At 64.8% G+C, this 16,420-nt stretch carries 10 protein-coding genes; 4 read left to right on the top strand and 6 right to left on the bottom strand.

The annotated features are described in order from the left end of the window. Positions 1–9: 9 nt before the first annotated feature. Complete coding sequence (gltB, locus tag IVB40_RS31115) at positions 10–4,743, bottom strand: glutamate synthase large subunit (RefSeq protein ID WP_247817260.1); 4,734 nt, start codon at positions 4,741–4,743, stop codon at positions 10–12. 491 nt (positions 4,744–5,234) lie between these two features. Here gltB and IVB40_RS31110 point away from each other — a divergent pair, with 491 nt between their 5' ends. Next, positions 5,235–5,984 carry a hypothetical protein gene (locus IVB40_RS31110; protein WP_247817259.1) on the top strand — a complete coding sequence of 250 codons (750 nt, stop codon included), beginning with the start codon at positions 5,235–5,237 and terminating at the stop codon, positions 5,982–5,984. A 223-nt stretch (positions 5,985–6,207) separates the two neighbouring features. Here the strand turns inward: IVB40_RS31110 and IVB40_RS31105 are convergent, their stop codons facing one another. Together IVB40_RS31105 and IVB40_RS31100 are read right to left on the bottom strand one after the other, a co-directional pair. Continuing rightward, positions 6,208–6,978 carry an alpha/beta hydrolase gene (locus tag IVB40_RS31105; protein WP_027565529.1) on the bottom strand — a complete coding sequence of 257 codons (771 nt, stop codon included), beginning with the start codon at positions 6,976–6,978 and terminating at the stop codon, positions 6,208–6,210. A 310-nt stretch (positions 6,979–7,288) separates the two neighbouring features. Further along, positions 7,289–7,750 carry an Hsp20 family protein gene (locus tag IVB40_RS31100; protein WP_007597127.1) on the bottom strand — a complete coding sequence of 154 codons (462 nt, stop codon included), beginning with the start codon at positions 7,748–7,750 and terminating at the stop codon, positions 7,289–7,291. Positions 7,751–7,970: 220 nt separating this feature from the next. On the opposite strand from IVB40_RS31100, the gene IVB40_RS31095 reads away from it, so the two are divergent. After that, on the top strand, positions 7,971–8,918 hold the full coding sequence (locus IVB40_RS31095; RefSeq protein WP_247284709.1) for an alpha/beta hydrolase: 948 nt from the start codon (positions 7,971–7,973) through the stop codon (positions 8,916–8,918). A 136-nt stretch (positions 8,919–9,054) separates the two neighbouring features. Here IVB40_RS31095 and IVB40_RS31090 read toward each other — a convergent pair whose 3' ends face one another. Then, positions 9,055–11,820, bottom strand: a complete 2,766-nt coding sequence (locus IVB40_RS31090; protein ID WP_247817258.1) for a di-heme-cytochrome C peroxidase — start codon at positions 11,818–11,820, stop codon at positions 9,055–9,057. Between the two features lie 175 nt (positions 11,821–11,995). Then, positions 11,996–13,792, bottom strand: a complete 1,797-nt coding sequence (locus tag IVB40_RS31085) for a tetratricopeptide repeat protein (RefSeq protein ID WP_247817257.1) — start codon at positions 13,790–13,792, stop codon at positions 11,996–11,998. 246 nt (positions 13,793–14,038) lie between these two features. On the opposite strand from IVB40_RS31085, the gene IVB40_RS31080 reads away from it, so the two are divergent. Then, complete coding sequence (locus IVB40_RS31080) at positions 14,039–14,671, top strand: LysE family translocator (RefSeq protein WP_027565525.1); 633 nt, start codon at positions 14,039–14,041, stop codon at positions 14,669–14,671. A gap of 6 nt (positions 14,672–14,677) precedes the next feature. On the opposite strand, the gene IVB40_RS31075 is transcribed toward IVB40_RS31080, so the two are convergent. Next, the gene (locus IVB40_RS31075; RefSeq protein ID WP_247427960.1) at positions 14,678–15,430 is read right to left on the bottom strand and encodes a sulfite exporter TauE/SafE family protein; all 753 of its coding nucleotides are present in this window, start codon (positions 15,428–15,430) and stop codon (positions 14,678–14,680) included. Between the two features lie 89 nt (positions 15,431–15,519). Between IVB40_RS31075 and IVB40_RS31070 the strand changes: the two genes are divergently transcribed. Continuing rightward, positions 15,520–16,410: a LysR substrate-binding domain-containing protein gene (locus IVB40_RS31070; RefSeq protein WP_027565523.1), complete on the top strand. Its 891-nt coding sequence runs from the start codon at positions 15,520–15,522 to the stop codon at positions 16,408–16,410. Positions 16,411–16,420: the final 10 nt, after the last annotated feature.

Here is a 16,420-nt window from a genome sequence, read left to right as displayed (position 1 = left end):
GTGTGATGCTCAGGCCCCGATCGCGATTTTCGGCTCGGCGTCCGCGTTGGCGGCCATCTCGCGCAGCGCGCGCCGGTATTCGACCGGCATCACCTTGCGGAATTTGGGCAGCCAGTCCTTCCAATTGGCCAGGATGTCGGCGGCACGCCTGGAGCCGGTTGCCTTGGCATGGCGCGTGATCAGGACGTGGAGCCGCTCGACGTCGGAGGCGAGCAGGTCCTTGAACACGTCCACCCGGCCGTGCGCCTCGAGGTCACCGGAGTGATGATAGGTGCCGGCGTTGATCAGCTCTTCCGACAGCACCGGCTCGAGCTCGACCATCGCCATGTTGCACAGCCTGTCGAAGTCGCCGGTCTCGTCCAGCACATAGGCGATGCCGCCCGACATGCCGGCCGCGAAGTTGCGCCCGGTCTTGCCGAGCACGACCACGATGCCGCCTGTCATGTATTCGCAGCAATGGTCGCCCGCGCCCTCGACCACCGCCACGGCGCCGGAATTGCGCACGGCAAAACGCTCGCCGGCGATGCCGCGGAAGTAGCACTCGCCTTGAATGGCGCCGTACATCACGGTGTTGCCGACGATGATGCTCTCTTCCGGCACGATGCCGCTGTTGGCCGGCGGCTTGACGATGATCTTGCCGCCCGAGAGGCCCTTGCCGACATAGTCGTTGGCTTCGCCTTCGAGCTCGAAGGTGACGCCTTGCGCCAGCCACGCGCCGAAGGCCTGGCCCGCGGTGCCCTTGAGGCTGACATGGATGGTCTCATGCGGCAGGCCCGCATGGCCGTAGATCTTGGCGACCGCACCCGACAGCATCGCGCCCGCGGAGCGGTTGGTGCTGTTGATCTTGGCCTCGATCTTCACCGGCGCACCGCGGTCGAGCGCAGGCGTCGCCTGCTCGATCAGCGTGCGATCGAGCACCGCTTCCAGATGATGGTTCTGGCGCTCGGAGTGATAGATCTTCTGGCCCTTCTCTTCCTTCTGCTTGACGAAGAGCTTGGAGAAGTCGAGCCCCTTGGCCTTCCAGTGCGCGACCAGCTTGGTCTGGTCGAGCAGCTGCACCTGGCCGATCATCTCGTTGAAGCTGCGGAAGCCGAGCGAGGCCATGATCTCGCGGACCTCTTCGGCGACGAAGAAGAAGTAGTTGATCACATGCTCGGGCTGGCCGGTGAAGCGCTTGCGCAGGACGGGGTCCTGGGTCGCGACGCCGACCGGGCAGGTGTTGAGATGGCACTTGCGCATCATGATGCAGCCGGCCGCGATCAAGGGCGCGGTGGCGAAGCCGAACTCGTCGGCGCCCAGCAGCGCGCCGATCACGACGTCACGCCCGGTGCGGAAGCCGCCGTCGACCTGCACCACGATGCGGCTGCGCAGCCGCTCGCGCACCAGCGTCTGGTGGGTTTCGGCGAGACCGATCTCCCACGGCGAGCCGGCGTGCTTGATCGAGGTCAGCGGCGAAGCGCCGGTGCCGCCCTCGAAGCCCGCGATGGTGACATGGTCGGCGCGCGCTTTGGCGACGCCCGCGGCCACGGTGCCGACGCCGATCTCGGAGACGAGCTTGACCGAGACTGCGCCATCCGGGTTGACGTTCTTGAGGTCGTAGATGAGCTGCGCCAGATCCTCGATCGAGTAGATATCGTGGTGCGGCGGCGGCGAGATCAGGCCGACGCCCGGCGTCGAATGCCGGACCTTGGCGATGGTCGCGTCGACCTTGTGGCCGGGCAATTGGCCGCCTTCGCCGGGCTTTGCGCCCTGCGCCATCTTGATCTGCATCATGTCGGAGTTGACGAGATACTCCGTGGTGACGCCGAAGCGGCCCGAGGCGACCTGCTTGATCGCCGAGCGCATGCTGTCGCCGTTCGGCAGCGGCTTGAAACGGTCCGCTTCCTCGCCGCCTTCGCCGGTGTTCGACTTGCCGCCGATCCGGTTCATGGCAATCGCGAGCGTGGTGTGCGCCTCGCGCGAGATCGAGCCGAAGCTCATCGCGCCAGTGGCGAAACGCTTGACGATGTCCTTGGCCGGCTCGACCTGGTCGAGCGGTATCGGCTTGCGCTTCTCTTCGTCCGCGTTCTTGATCCGGAACAGGCCGCGCAGCGTCAGGAGACGCTCCGACTGCTCGTTGAGGATCTTCGCGAAAGCGCGGTAGCGTTCCAGCGAATTGCCGCGCGCGGCGTGCTGCAGCAGCCCCACCGACTCGGCGGTCCATGCATGGTCCTCGCCTCGGCTGCGATAGGCGTATTCGCCGCCGACATCGAGCGAAGTCTTGTAAACGAGGGCATCGCCGAACGCGTCGGCATGACGGCGCACCGCCTCTTCGGCGATCTCGCCAAGACCGACGCCCTCGACGCGGGTGTGGGTGCCGGCGAAGAATTTGCCGACGAATTCCGCCTTGAGGCCGATGGCGTCAAAGATCTGCGCCCCGCAATAGGATTGGTAGGTCGAGATGCCCATCTTGGACATCACCTTGAGCAGGCCCTTGCCGATCGACTTGATGTAGCGCTTGACGATCTCGTAGTCGTCGAGCGAGCCGGGCAGGCGGTCCTTCATCGCGATGATGGTCTCGAACGCCAGATAAGGATTGATCGCTTCCGCGCCGTAGCCGGCGAGACAGGCGAAGTGATGCACTTCGCGCGGCTCGCCGGATTCGACGACGAGGCCGACCGAAGTGCGCAATCCCGTGCGGATCAAATGATGATGCACGGCGGCGCAGGCCAGCAGCGACGGGATCGGAACCCGGTCGGTGCCGACCATGCGGTCGGACAGGATGATGATGTTGACGCCCTCGCGCACCGCGCTCTCCGCGCGTGCGCAGAGCTCGTCCAGCACCTGGTCCATGCCTGCAGCGCCGAGGCCGGCGTGGAAGGTGGTGTCCAGCGTGCGCGACTTGAAGTGCGACTCAGCGACCTCGGAGATCGAGCGGATCTTTTCGAGGTCCGCGTCGGTCAGGATCGGCTGGCGCGCTTCGAGGCGCTTGGTGGTGGCTAGGCCTTGCAGGTCGAACAGGTTCGGCCGCGGTCCGATGATGGAGACGAGGCTCATCACCAGCTCCTCTCGGATCGGGTCGATCGGCGGATTGGTGACCTGCGCAAAGTTCTGCTTGAAGTAGGTGAACAGCGGCTTGGCCTTGGCCGACAGCGCCGAGATCGGCGTGTCGTTGCCCATCGAACCTGCGGCTTCCTCGCCGGTGGAGGCCATCGGCGTCATCAGGATGGTGATATCTTCCTGGCTGTAGCCGAACGCCTGTTGGCGATCGAGCAGCGACAGGTTGGAGCGCACGCCGGTGGTCGGCACCTTCGGCAGATCTTCCAGCACGATCTGGGTCCGCTCCAGCCACTCCGTGTAGGGATGGCTTCTGGCGAGCTCGGCCTTGATCTCGTCGTCGGGGATCAGGCGGCCCTGCTCGAGATCGACCAGCAGCATCTTGCCGGGCTGCAAGCGCCACTTGGTGATGATCTGGTCCTCGGGAATCGTCAGCACGCCCATCTCGGACGCCATCACGATGCGGTCGTCCTTGGTGACGAGATAGCGCGCCGGCCGAAGGCCGTTGCGGTCGAGCGTGGCACCGATCTGGCGGCCGTCGGTGAAGGCGATCGCGGCGGGGCCGTCCCACGGCTCCATCAGGGCTGCGTGATATTCGTAGAAGGCGCGGCGCTTCTCATCCATCAAGGGATTGCCGGCCCACGCCTCCGGAATCATCATCATGACGGCGTGCGGCAGCGAGTAGCCGCCCTGCACCAGGAATTCGAGCGCGTTGTCGAAGCAGGCGGTGTCCGACTGGCCTTCGTAGGAGATCGGCCAGAGCCGGTTGATGTCCTTGCCGTACAGCTCGGAGCTCACCGAGGCCTGGCGCGCCGCCATCCAGTTGACGTTGCCGCGCAGCGTGTTGATCTCGCCGTTATGCGCGATCATGCGGTAGGGATGCGCCAGCGACCACGCCGGGAAGGTGTTGGTCGAGAAACGCTGGTGCACGAGCGCCAGCGCGCTCTCGAAATCCTTCTCGTGCAAATCGGGATAGTACTTGCCGAGCTGGTCGGCGAGGAACATGCCCTTGTAGATCACGGTGCGGCAGGACATCGAGCAGGGATAATAGCCGGCGAGGCCGCGGTCGCGGCGCTGATAGATCGCCTGCGAGATCGATTTGCGCAGGATGTAGAGCCGGCGTTCGAAATCGTCCTCGGTCTTGGCGGTCCCGTTGCGGCCGATGAACACCTGCATGCAGGCGGGTTCGGTCGGCTTCACGGTGACGCCGAGCGAGGAATTGTCGGTCGGCACGTCGCGCCAGCCGAGCAGCGTCAGGCCCTCTTCCTTGATCTGGTCGGCGATGATGCTTTTGATGACGTTGCGCCACGCGGTGTCGCGCGGCATGAACAAGGCGCCGATGGCGTATTCGCCCGGATTGGGCAGCGCGAAGCCGAGCTCCTTCGCCTTGCGGCTGAAGAAAGCATGCGGGATCTGCACCAGAATGCCGGCGCCGTCACCGGCGCGCGGGTCGGCGCCGACGGCGCCGCGGTGCTCGAGGTTGCAGAGGATGCTGAGCGCGTCCGCAACGATCTCGTGCGACTTCTGGCCCTTGATGTTGGCGATGAAGCCGACGCCGCAGGAATCTTTTTCCAGGCTGGGATCGTAGAGGCCTACGGCCGGCGGCCGTGAATTGTGTTCCTGAATCGGATCGGCCGTTTTCGAGGCGATCGTCGCCGACAGTTGTTCTGCCACGATGTTTCCGCGCTCGACTTGCGACCCGTTCATGTTCTCGTCCTCTCCATGCGGCAAGCTGCCTCACCGCCATCTTCGGCGCACCTTGGGCGTCCCGCGGCACCCGCTTCTGGGTCACCGCTCGTCCGCTCGCGAGCCGCATTTTCTTAAATTCAGGCCAAGGCGTTCTTCGTCCCCGAGAACGGCTTTGCCTGTTGCCTTCTTGGCGCTCGAAAGCACCGACTTTCGTTGCAATCCCTATGCCGGAACCGCAAGCAAAATTGAGACAGTCTTCCTGTCCTAACCGTCACCTTGCCAAATTTTTGTCTATCACACAAGCGCGCGCAAGTCCCGATTCCCCATAGATCAATCGATCGCTTTCCAAAAGTTGCGCGGCCCCGGTTTAGAAGCAAACACGCCCTGATCCGGCCCCGCCGACGCCGGAATCCCCAATGAAACTTCGGATCAACCCTCTGGAAGACGCGCCACGCCGCAAGAAGCGAAAGAGCGCGATCCATCCGGGGCCTGACAGGAGCGTCTTGACCATGAAGTTTTTCACAGGATGTGTGGCCGCCGCCACGCTGGCGCTGGCCGCGACCGCGGCTCAAGCGCAGGTTCCAGCGCGAGGGGCGATGATCGCGGTCTCGGATTTCGACGGCCCCTATGCGTCGCCGGAGGCCGCGCCGCCGCCGCCGCGCTACAGCTATGGCTACGAAGAACGCGGGCCGGCCCCGGTGCTACTGCCGTCGACCGAGGTCTACGCGGTGCTGCGCGAGAACGGCTTCTCTCCACTGGGCATCCCGCGCCTGCGCGGCGGTGTCTACACCATCGCAGTGATCGACCGCCGCGGGGAGGACGGCCGGCTCGTGATCGATGCCCGCGACGGAAGGATTTTGCGCTTCATGCCGGCTGCCGACGCCTACGGCATGGCGCCCGGCTACGAGCAGCCTGCGGTTGCGCCTTACCGGCCGCAAAGCGCGCTGCCGCCGCCGACGATGATCCGCAGTGGTCCGCCCCGCCCACCGGCCCCGATCCCGCATGTCGCCAGCCGCTCCGTGCCGCTGCCCAAGGCGGCTCCGCCGCGCGGCGAGATGCCGGTCACAGCGGCGAAGCCGGCCGAGCCGGCCACGCAGCCGGCAGCGCAGGCTCAACCTGCCACGCAGACCGTGGCGGCCGTGCCGGCAAAGCCCGCCGAGGCCGCGCCGCAGGTCATTGCTCCAACCGTCGGTCTGGCCAAACCTGCTCCAACCATCCTGCCGACACAGGACATGCCGGCAGCGCAGGGGCTGGATTAGGACGCTACGCATCACACCAACGGTGTCGTCCTGGCGAAAGCCAGGACCCATACCGCGAGGTCTGTCGATTGTTCGTGGTGTGAGTACCGGACGAGGAGTCTTCGCCAAACATCCCCTTGGGGTAATGGGTCCTGGCTTTCGCCAGGACGACGTTGGGGAGAGAGCGGAGCAAAACAAAAGGCGCCTGAGCACTCAGGCGCCCTTGCACCATGACAAGCGCCGCTCAGCTCCGCCCATACCCCGCCGCTTCCAGGATCAAATTCGCCACCTCCTTCGGATGAGACACCAGCGAGAGGTGGCCGGCGTCGAGCTCGATCGTGGTGGCGTTCATGCGCTTGGCGAGGAAGCGTTCGAAATCGGGATTGATGGTGTCGTCGCTCTTCGACACCGCGTACCAGCTCGGCTTGGAATGCCATGCCGCCTCTGTGGTGCGACCGGCGAAGATCGAGGCGGCCGTCGGCCATTGCACCGCGTAGAGCGCCTTCGCCTGCTCCGGCTTCACGCCGTTGGCGAAATACTTCAGGAAGGCGTCTTCCGAGAGCCTGGTGTAACCGTCGCGCTCGACGACGCCGGTGCGCACCGGTCCCGCGGGGAATTGCTTGGACAGGGCGACGAAATCCTCGTTGGCATCGGGTGCGCGGGCGGCGACATAGACGAGGCCAGTGACCTTCGGGTCGTTGCCGACCTGGCTGATGACGGTGCCGCCCCAGGAATGCGCGACCAGCACGGTTGGACCATCCTGCTCGGCCAGCGCGCGCTTGGTCGCCTCGACGGAGTCCGACAGCGACGACAGCGGATTCTGCACGGCAGTTACGTTGAGGCCTGCGGCCTGGAGGATCGGGATCACCTCCGACCAGCTCGAGCCGTCGGCCCAGGCGCCGTGTACCAGCACGATGTTCTTGGCCTTCACCGTTTGCGGGGTCTGTGCGTGAGCAAGGCTGATGGGGGCCGCCAGCAGGCTCGCGGCGACGAAAAGGCTGCGCCAAAGTGTCATGATCGTTCTCCGTCTCATTTTGTGTTCGATATTCAAAGGACGGTGTGCGGAGCGGCGGCGTTACGCTTGGTCACTCACCTGTGACAACCGCCTTGGTCGGGCGCGTACGAGACACGCAGGCGAGCTCATGCGGTGTGTGGGTAACGTAGAACAACAGACCCAAACCTGTATTTCGATTTCAACCGAAAACCAGCTGCCGGCCGCAGGATTTGCGGCTACTTGCAGCTTTCGCGAGCCAACGACTGAACACGCAAAAAAAACGCCCCGGGGCACCGGGGCGTTTTCGCAACCTGGAAGTGGCGTCCGTGATTTACGCGGCTACCGAGTTCTCGATCACCTGTGCGCCCTGCGCACCGGTGTTGATCGCGATCTGGCGCGGCTTCTTCGCCTCGGGAATCTCGCGGACGAGGTCGACGTGAAGCAGCCCGTTCTCGAGCGAGGCGTTCTTCACCTGCACGAAATCGGCAAGCTGGAATGCGCGCTCGAAAGCACGCGCGGCGATGCCGCGGTACAGCACTTCGGCCTTCGAGTTCTCGTTGGCGACTTTTTCGCCCTTGATCGTCAGCGTGTTTTCCTTCGCGACGATGGAGAGCTCATCCTTGGCAAAGCCCGAGACCGCAACGGTGATGCGGTAGTCGTTCTCGCCGGTGCGCTCGATGTTGTAGGGGGGATAACCGGGGCTGCCGTCCGAACCGGCCTGGTCGAGCAGGTTGAAGAGGCGGTCGAAGCCGACGGTCGAACGGTAGAAGGGCGTCAGGTCGTACGTACGCATGGTCAAGTCCTCCATTGAGCGACTGTTGAGTAACCCGCCCGCCAATCGGGCCGGGCTTTCGTCTGTGTGCAGCCTGATGTTCCGGTTCCGAAACACTGGTAGCGGCCTGCACCAAGGTGATATGGGTTGACGAGAACGGCGTTCAAGAGGGCGGATACTTAGCCTTTTCGGCGCTCCCGCCCCCTGATTTGCAGCACTTCGTGCCCAAGCCCTCCCCATCATGACGCTGGTCTCGATACCCTCCAATCCCGTTCCCGAAGACGTCGTCAGCGGCACCATCAAAACCCCTGATGGGGTCGAGCTGCGCTTTGCGCGCTGGGCGCCGCCGGCGAACCGCAAGGGCACCGTCTGCGTCTTCACCGGACGCAGCGAGCAGATCGAAAAATATTTCGAGACCGTGCGCGATTTGCGCGACCGCGGCTTTGCGGTGGCGATGATCGACTGGCGCGGGCAGGGCCACTCCTCGCGCCGCCTGCGCGATCCGCGCAAGGGATATGTCCGCGACTTCGCCGATTTCGAGATCGACGTCGAGACCTTCGTGCAGCAGGTGGTGCTGCCGGATTGCCCGCCGCCCTTCTTCGCGCTCGCCCACTCCATGGGCGGCACGGTGATGCTGCGGGTGGCGCATGCGGGCAAGCGCTGGTTCGACCGCATGGTGCTGTCGGCGCCGATGATCGACCTGCCCGGCCGCGCCACCTCGTTTCCGGCGCGGGCGCTGCTGAAGACGATGCGCGTGTTGGGGATGGGCGGCCGTTATGTCCCCGGCGGCACCGACCAGATCACCGGGCTCAATCCCTTCATCAACAATCCGCTGACCAGCGATCCCGTGCGCTATGCGCGCAATGCCGCGATCCTGGAGGAGGATCCGACCCTCGGGCTCGCGTCACCGACGGTCGCCTGGGCCGATACCGCCTTCCGCGCGATGAACACCTTCAAGGGCAAGAACTACCCGTCCGATATCCGTCAACCGATCCTGATGCTGGCGGCCTCCAGCGACACCGTGGTCTCGATCGCGGCGATCGAGGAGTTCGCCTATCATTTGCGCGCCGGCTCCCATCTCGTGATCGCCGGTGCCAAGCACGAGATACTCCAGGAGCAAGACCGCTACCGTTCCCAATTCTGGGCGGCCTTCGACGCCTTCGTGCCGGGCACGCCGCTGTTCAAGTGAGGGGGGAGCGATGCTTCCCTGCGACCACACGACGTCATGCCCGGGCTTGTCCCGGGCATCCACGTTCTTAGCGCCGTGAGGCAGATCATGGATGGCCGGGACAAGCCCGGCCATGACGAGGAAGTAGAATCACTCGCTACAGCGTCTTCAGATACTCGATCAGATCGTAGCGCTCGTTGTCGTCCTTGAACACGCGGCCGATCACGCCGGGACGTTTTTGCTCGCCCGGCTTGCGCTCGAAGGAATGGCCGAGCACGCTGTTGCCCTGGATCGGATCCTTGTCCGACCCGGCCGAGAACTCGGTTTCACCCGTCTTGCACTTCTCGTTGGCGGTGACCGCAAAGCCGACGGTCACGGGATCATAGTCGCGGCGGCCCATGCAGAATTTTTGCGGGCGCTCGCTTGCAGGCTTGAGCAACCAGTAGAGAGACGGCACCGAGCCGTTGTGCAGATAGGGCGCCGTGGCCCAGATGCCGTTCAGCGGCCGTGCCCGATAGCGTGCTCCCCCCACCGGATTGAGGCAGTTCTTGCGCGCGAGATTCCACAATTTCGCCCGCTCGGCGTCCGGAGTCTTCTCGTCGTCCATCCATTTGCGGGCGACGAGATCCACCACCGTCATCAGCCCGAGCGCATACACCATCTCGGTCGGCGAGCTTGCGGTCGAGACGTCGCATTGCCACCATTTCTGGAGGTCGGCCGTATTCACCTTCAGGAAGCCGGGCAGATCGACGATCCTGTTGCTGAGCACGAGCGACTGTTCGGGATCCGTCTTGATCTCGTCGAGGGGGATCGTCACCGCGTTCAGCACCTTGCTGTCGCCGCTGGGCTCCCAATGTCCCGAAGACCAGAAAGCCGGGGTGTCGATCGCCGGCAGATGGCATCCGGAACACATCTCGGCGTAGATCTTGCGGCCGTTGTCGACCTTCTTCTGATCGAGCCTCCAATTGTCGCCGAGGATCTGCGAGGGCCATTTCGGCGCCAGCAGGCCGCCGAACTTCGGACCGGTGGAGGGATCGGCCGTCTTGAACGGATCGGGCCCCCTGAGCATGTCCTCGATCCAGCCGAGCGTGTTGATATGAACGGAGGACCGCCACAGCCTGTCCTCAGGGTAGGCGTCGGACAGATTGAGCAGCGCCGTCACGCCGAGGGCTTCGCCGGCGTTGCGGATCAGCGGCTGCTCGATCGAGGCGTCGTACTGGGCGAACTTGAACCAGGGCACGGTCCAGATCGGGGGATAGCTGACCGGGGCGTCCTGGGCGTGCAGGTTCTTCTCGAATCCCTTGATCCCGCTCAGCGCGAGATCCTGCGAAAAAACCTGATTGCCGATGCGATTGAGAGCGTCGAGGCGACCGAACCCTTCCTCGGTGTCACTCTGCTGCCGGCCGTTCCAGGTCTTCTTGCCTTCAATCGTCTTTTGCTGGGTTTTCGCCCAGTCGATCAGGAAGTTGCCGATCGCGCTGAGCTTCTGCTTGAGCGCGGCGCGGTCAGCCTTGCTGGCATCGGGGCCGAGCACGCGATCGGCGAAGCGTTGGAAGCGGAACGGCACGTAAAGCGTGTAGGCGATCGACAGGCCGGTGGAGAGTTCGAGCTTCTTCAGATCGGTCATGGCCGGACCGCCGTCGAAACGCACGTCCACGCCCTGGTAGTGGATCTGGCCGGTATGGCAGCCCGCGCAGGTCAGTCCGATCTTGTCCTCTTCGCGACGGCCCGTCGCGGGATCGATGACACCGGTCATCCGTGCGAAGCCGACCGGCAGGCCGTCGACGTTCTCCGCCGGCGTCCACCTAGTCGACCAGTCCGGCGCCTGCGTCGTCTCGTAGACATTGGCGTAGCCAAAGCGGCGCAGTGACGTCGCATCGGTCTGGATCGACTGCGGGCTCGGGATGAACCCGAAGCGCTCGAGATAGGCGCTGTCCGTCATCATGCCTGGCCGCGAGAACAAATGCAGGCGCGGCTGCTCCAGCGCCATGAACCATTCGTAAGGCACCGGGAAAGTCGCGGTGCCCTGACTGGCGTGGTGAAACCAGTGCCTGTCCTTCAGCGACCAGTTCTGTTCGAGCCAAAAGGCCGCCTTCGTCTCGGGGACCGTGGGCAAGGGCGGCGGCAGGAGATTCACGAGAATTCCCTTTTGCGGCAGCATGGCGCGCACCTGGTCGGGGAATTCGGCGACCGCAACGAGCAAGGCGAGACCGAGGGCGATGAGCAGGGCCGCAACCTTGAGAGCGCCCCGCACTACGCGCTGGCAGGTCGACAGCACCGGCTGCGATACGAGCCGCTGGTTGATGCGAGCAGGGAATTGCCGCTCGTTGAACAGAGTGCGCACGTCGGCCACGCTGAGATAGCGGTCCTCACCCGCGCCCTTGCCCGCGATCTTCAGGAGGATCGGCCACTCGAACTTCATCAGCAGAGGGTAGTACCAGCGCGCGGCGCTGCCGGCGCGCTTGAGGTTGTCGTGCATGAAGACGCCGATTTCCGAGGCGTTGAGACCCGGCTCGGAGTCGCCGCCGTTCGGATCCTGGTAGGTCCGGCCGAAGCTCGCAAACCGCGCAAGCTCGCCCTCATCGACGTTGCCGTCGACGCCGAGGACGCGCGAGCCGGCACCGCGCTTGTCGAGGGGGCCGCCACGCAACGCGTCGAGCTGCGCGCCGGAAAATATGCTCTTCAGGATGTGACCCAGACCGTTGGCGATAAGCGCGACGCCGCGGACCTGGATGCGGGCCGAGACCTTCTTCAGCCCGGTCTCGCCGCTCGCATTCGCGATCGTTTGCGACAGCGTGCCGAGCGGGACGGTTCCGCCGTCAACAAACCCCTCGCCGACGAGGCCGCGGAGGAATGGACAGGGATTGTTCGGCGAGACCTGGATCGAGGGGTCGAAGGGGGGCTTCGGAGCAGAGTCATGCATGGCCCAAAATCCTGAAAACGGCGAATCGTGAAATACAGACGCGGCGATAGAGCGCGGAAAGTCCTGACAAACCGACAACACATTATACTACTTCAGCGTGTAGCGGAGTGTGGCTGAATTCACTGTCGTGTCAATAAAGGCGGAGGGGACACTGCCGCGTGGCCGCGGCTGGCCCTCAGGATTCGGCGACGCGTTTGACGTCGCTCGAGACCAGGGTCAGTTTGCCGAACGGCACACCCGCATTCAAGAGTCCGGCGCGGTAATGGGCGAGGTCCTCGGGCCGCTTCCAGTGGAAATTGCGCAAATGGCGGTCGACATTGAGAGTCGGGTAGTTCGCCATGAGCACGCGGGTCGCCTCGACCGCCTCGTCGCCCCGCCCCAATTGCGCCAGCGCCGCGGCGCGGATTGCCAGCGCCTGCAAATGGTTCGGGTTGATGTAGAGCTGTTCTCGAGCCCATGACAGGGTCGCGTCATATTGGCCCAGCAGATAATGGCTGAAGGCGTTCAGCGCGGCCCATTGGTAGCGCGGATCGCTGTTGTCGCGCTGTGCGGCCAGCGAGAACAGCTCGATCGCCTCGCGGTGCTCGCCGATGGCGAAATGGCAGATGCCGAGCACGCCGCGCGCGCCGTTGTCGTAGGGGTTGAGCGCGACGGCGCGCTTGGCGGCGTCCATCGCGGCCTCGTAATGGCCCTCCAGCGCGTGGGTCCAGGACAGGATCGAGAACGCAAATGACGAGCGCGGATCGAGCCGGACGCTGGTTTCGGCAAGCTTCATCGCTTCGGCCCACATCTCGCGCGTGCCCTTGACCCAGCCGAACTGGATGCTCTGGATCTGGATCGTGGCGAGATAGGCGTGCGCAATCGACAGCTTGGGCTCGAGCCTGATGGCCTCCCGGAACAGGTCGACGGCGATGGCCAGGTCTTCCTTGGTTTGCCGATAATAGTGCGACAGCCCTTTGAGGAAGCGGTCCCAGGCGGTGACATCGGTCGAGAGCCGGGCCGGCGCCGAGGCCTCGGCCCGGACAATCTCGGTGGCGATGGCGGCGGACAGGTTGGTGGTGATCTCGTCCTGCATCGCGAAGAGATCGCCGATGTCGCGGTCGTAGCGGCCAGTCCAGAGCTGCTCGCCGGTCTCCGGCGCGATCAGCTCGGCGGTGACGCGGATCTTGGCTCCGGCACGCCGCACCGAACCCTGGATCAGATAGCTAGCGTCGATCTCCCGCGCGATCAGGCGGGTGCTGACGTTGTTGCCCTTGAACACGAAAGTCGAGTTGCGGCTCAGCACGCGGTAAAAGGATTGCAGCGACAGCGCGTGGATCAGATCCTCGGTCAGGCCGTCGGAGAAATACTCGTCCTGTGCGTCGCTGAGATTGGCAAAGGGCAGCACGCCGACGATCGCGGTGCGGTACTGCTGCGAGAGGGCGGATGCCTCCCTCAGCGCGGGCGCAAGCGCCGGTGCACCCTCAGGTGTCCAGGTCCAGACCCCGATCGGATCCTTGATGTTCTTGAAGCGGTGGTTGCCGGCATCGACCAGCGGCACGGTGAGATGCTTGCTGGCCTCCTTGTAGGCCTTGGCCGAGATCGCGAAGCCGCCGGGGCTCGCCACGGCTTCGAGGCGGACGGCAATGTTGACATCGTCACCGAACACCTCGTCCTCGTCGGCGATGACGTCACCCATATGGATCCCGAGGCGGAATTGCATGGCGCGATCGGCGGGCAGATGGTGATTGCGCTCCGCCATCAGCGTCTGCATCGCGATCGCGGCCTCGGTGGCGCCGACGATCGAGGGGAATTCCAGCAGGAAGCCGTCGCCGGTGTTTTTGACGACGCGGCCGCCGTGATTGAGGATGATGGGGTGGATCGCGCTGCGATGGGCCTTGAAGGCGGCATGGGTGCCGGCCTCATCGGTGCCCATCATGCGCGAATAGCCGGCGACATCGGCGCAGACAATGGCAGCCAGACGTCTTTCCATATTCCGGAGCTCCAAGAGACTTGCAAGAGACTTGGAAGAAATCGAGGACCGGCCACGGCGTGGCAGTCGCCTCGAATCCCGCGTTCAAAGAACCCGTTCCTTATAGAGCAGATGAGGCTGAGCGAAAGTACGAACCGCATTGCAAATTCGAGGTAAATCCTCGGCAATCCCGGCAGTGGACGGGGACGAGCGAACCCACTAAGCCGGCCTCTTGGGCCATGGTTGGGCGACGGAGGCACGTCACACATGCTGGGCATTCACGAAATCTGGCTCTTCGTCCTGTCAGGCGTGCTGCTCAACATCACGCCGGGGCCTGATACGGTCTATGTGATCGGCCGCAGCATGCAGCTGGGCTGGCGAGGTGGCGCCGCGGCCGCGCTGGGCATCAGTTGCGGCTGCTTTTTCCACGTCGCGGGCGCGGCAATCGGCCTTTCGGCCCTGCTGATGGCCTCGTCGACCGCGTTCTCGATCCTGAAGCTGGCCGGAGCGGCCTATCTCGTCGTGACCGGGCTTCAGATGCTGTGGTCGCGCCCGGTGCTGGCCTCGGCCATCGACGAGCCGGTGCAGAGCTCGCTGCGGCGGGTTTTCCTCCAGGGCGTCTTCACCAACGCGCTCAATCCCAAGGTCGCGCTGTTCTTCCTGGCCTTCCTGCCGCAATTCGTCGCAGCCGACTCGGCGCACAAGCCGCTCGCCTTCCTGACGCTCGGCCTGATCTTCATCTGCACGGGAACGCTGTGGTGCCTGGTGCTGGCGGCGTTCGCGGCAAAGGCCGCCCACCGCTTGCGGAGCTCCGAAGGCGCGGTCGCCTGGGTCAACCGTGCCCTCGGCGGCCTCTTCATCTATCTCGGCATTCGCGTCGCCATGCTGGAGACGCGGTAACGTCCTCTACGCGAATTCCTTCAGCAGCGCGCTGCCGGCGAGATAGAGGCCGAGCAGGATCATCGCGATCAGGAACCAGCGGCGAAACGCTTCCGCCGGCATCCGCGCCCGCACCGTTTGGCCGATATACATGCCGGCAAACGCGCAGGCCATGCCGACGGCGCCCGGCACCGCGTTGGCCGGCGTCAGCAATCCGCCGGCGGTGAGGTTGAAGGCGAGCGCCAGTGTCGCTGTCGTGAAAAACACGCCGAGCGCCTGCACCAGCTCGTCCTTTTCCATGCCGATCGCCTGCATGAACGGCATCGAGGGGATCACCTGCACGCCGGTCGAGGCCGAGATCACGCCGGTGACCAAGCCGACCACGCCGCCGACCCATTTCTCGTTCTTTGGCGCAACGTGAAACTGGAATTTGTTCAGCCCGATGATCGCGTAGATGACGAGCAGGATGCCGAGCACGATCGTGCCGTAGCGCGCATGCGGACCGGTGAGCGCGCCGGCATTGAGCCAGCACCCGATCACGGTGCCGATCATCAGCGGCCACAGCCGCCTCAGGATATCGCGCAAATGGGGGCCGACGAAAGTCTGCCAAATGTTGGTGAGGATGGCGGGCACGATCACGATGGCGATCGCGCGGCTCGGCGCCATGCTCACCGCGAGCAGGCCCATGGACACCGTCGGCAGGCCGAGTCCGACCACGCCCTTGACGAATCCGGCAATCAGGAAAACGGCGGCGATGAGAACGAGGAGCGGGTCGATCATATCTGCACATTGACCGATGCCGCGCTTCGGCACAATCTGTAGCTTACGGAGAAAACCTTCGTCTGAAACGAAGGCTGAAGGGACCCGGGATGCGCTTCGACCTCGTCGACCTCCAGCTGTTCATCGCGGTCGCCGACCAGCGCAGCATCACCCGCGGCGCGGAGCGGTCGCATCTGGCCCTGGCCTCGGCCAGCGCGCGCATCAAGGGGCTGGAGGATGCACTCGGCGTCGCGCTGCTCAAGCGCGGGCGCCGCGGCGTCGAATTGACCGCGGCCGGCGAGAGCCTGCTCGATCACGCCCGTCTCGTCATCCACCAGATCGACGCCATGCGCGGCGATCTCGCCGGCTTTGCCAGCGGCGTGCGCGCGAGCGTGCATTTCCTCGCCAATACCTCCGGCCTCTCGGAGCATCTGCCGAAGGCGCTTGCCGGCTTCCTGCGCGAGCACCGCGACGTCGCCATCGACATCGAGGAGCGCGAGAGCACCGACATCGCGGCCGCGATCACTGCGGGCGCGGCCGATCTCGGCTTCGCCGCCGAGCACGCGCTGCCCGATCATATCGAGCGATTCGCCTTCAGCGAGGATCGCCTGACGCTGGTGACGTCCAGGCGCGGCCCGTTCGCGGGCCGCCGCGCGATCGATTTCCAGGAGGCGGGTGCTTGCGAGTTCGTCGGGCTGACCAGCGCCACCGCGCTTCAGGTGCATATTTCGAAGCACGCCGCCCGGCTCGGCATGCGGCCGCATTACCGCGCGCGCCTGCGCGACTTCGATGCGATCTGCCAGATGGTCGCCGCCGATGTCGGCGTCGCGCTGGTGCCCGAAGCCGCAGCCCGCCGCTGCGCAAAACTGATGCCGCTCGCCATGGTCCGCCTGCGCGATAGCTGGGCCAACCGCAAACTCGTGATCTGCGCGCGAAGCTTCAAGACCCTGCCGCGCCCGGCCAAGATGCTGGTGGAGCATTTGCGGGCTGCGGCGGTGTGAGCTCCAAGAT

Source organism: Bradyrhizobium sp. 40 (assembly GCF_023100925.1).
GTDB lineage: Bacteria > Pseudomonadota > Alphaproteobacteria > Rhizobiales > Xanthobacteraceae > Bradyrhizobium.
This window is presented reverse-complemented; position numbering and strand designations above follow the sequence as displayed.

Coding starts and splice junctions, on each gene's coding strand:
- IVB40_RS31100 (WP_007597127.1), bottom strand. CDS start 7,750: ATGCGTACGTACGACCTGACGCCCTTCTACCGTTCGACCGTCGGCTTC.
- IVB40_RS31075 (WP_247427960.1), bottom strand. CDS start 15,430: ATGATCGACCCGCTCCTCGTTCTCATCGCCGCCGTTTTCCTGATTGCC.
- IVB40_RS31080 (WP_027565525.1), top strand. CDS start 14,039: ATGCTGGGCATTCACGAAATCTGGCTCTTCGTCCTGTCAGGCGTGCTG.
- IVB40_RS31070 (WP_027565523.1), top strand. CDS start 15,520: ATGCGCTTCGACCTCGTCGACCTCCAGCTGTTCATCGCGGTCGCCGAC.
- IVB40_RS31085 (WP_247817257.1), bottom strand. CDS start 13,792: ATGGAAAGACGTCTGGCTGCCATTGTCTGCGCCGATGTCGCCGGCTAT.
- IVB40_RS31105 (WP_027565529.1), bottom strand. CDS start 6,978: ATGACACTTTGGCGCAGCCTTTTCGTCGCCGCGAGCCTGCTGGCGGCC.
- gltB (WP_247817260.1), bottom strand. CDS start 4,743: ATGAACGGGTCGCAAGTCGAGCGCGGAAACATCGTGGCAGAACAACTG.
- IVB40_RS31090 (WP_247817258.1), bottom strand. CDS start 11,820: ATGCATGACTCTGCTCCGAAGCCCCCCTTCGACCCCTCGATCCAGGTC.
- IVB40_RS31110 (WP_247817259.1), top strand. CDS start 5,235: ATGAAGTTTTTCACAGGATGTGTGGCCGCCGCCACGCTGGCGCTGGCC.
- IVB40_RS31095 (WP_247284709.1), top strand. CDS start 7,971: ATGACGCTGGTCTCGATACCCTCCAATCCCGTTCCCGAAGACGTCGTC.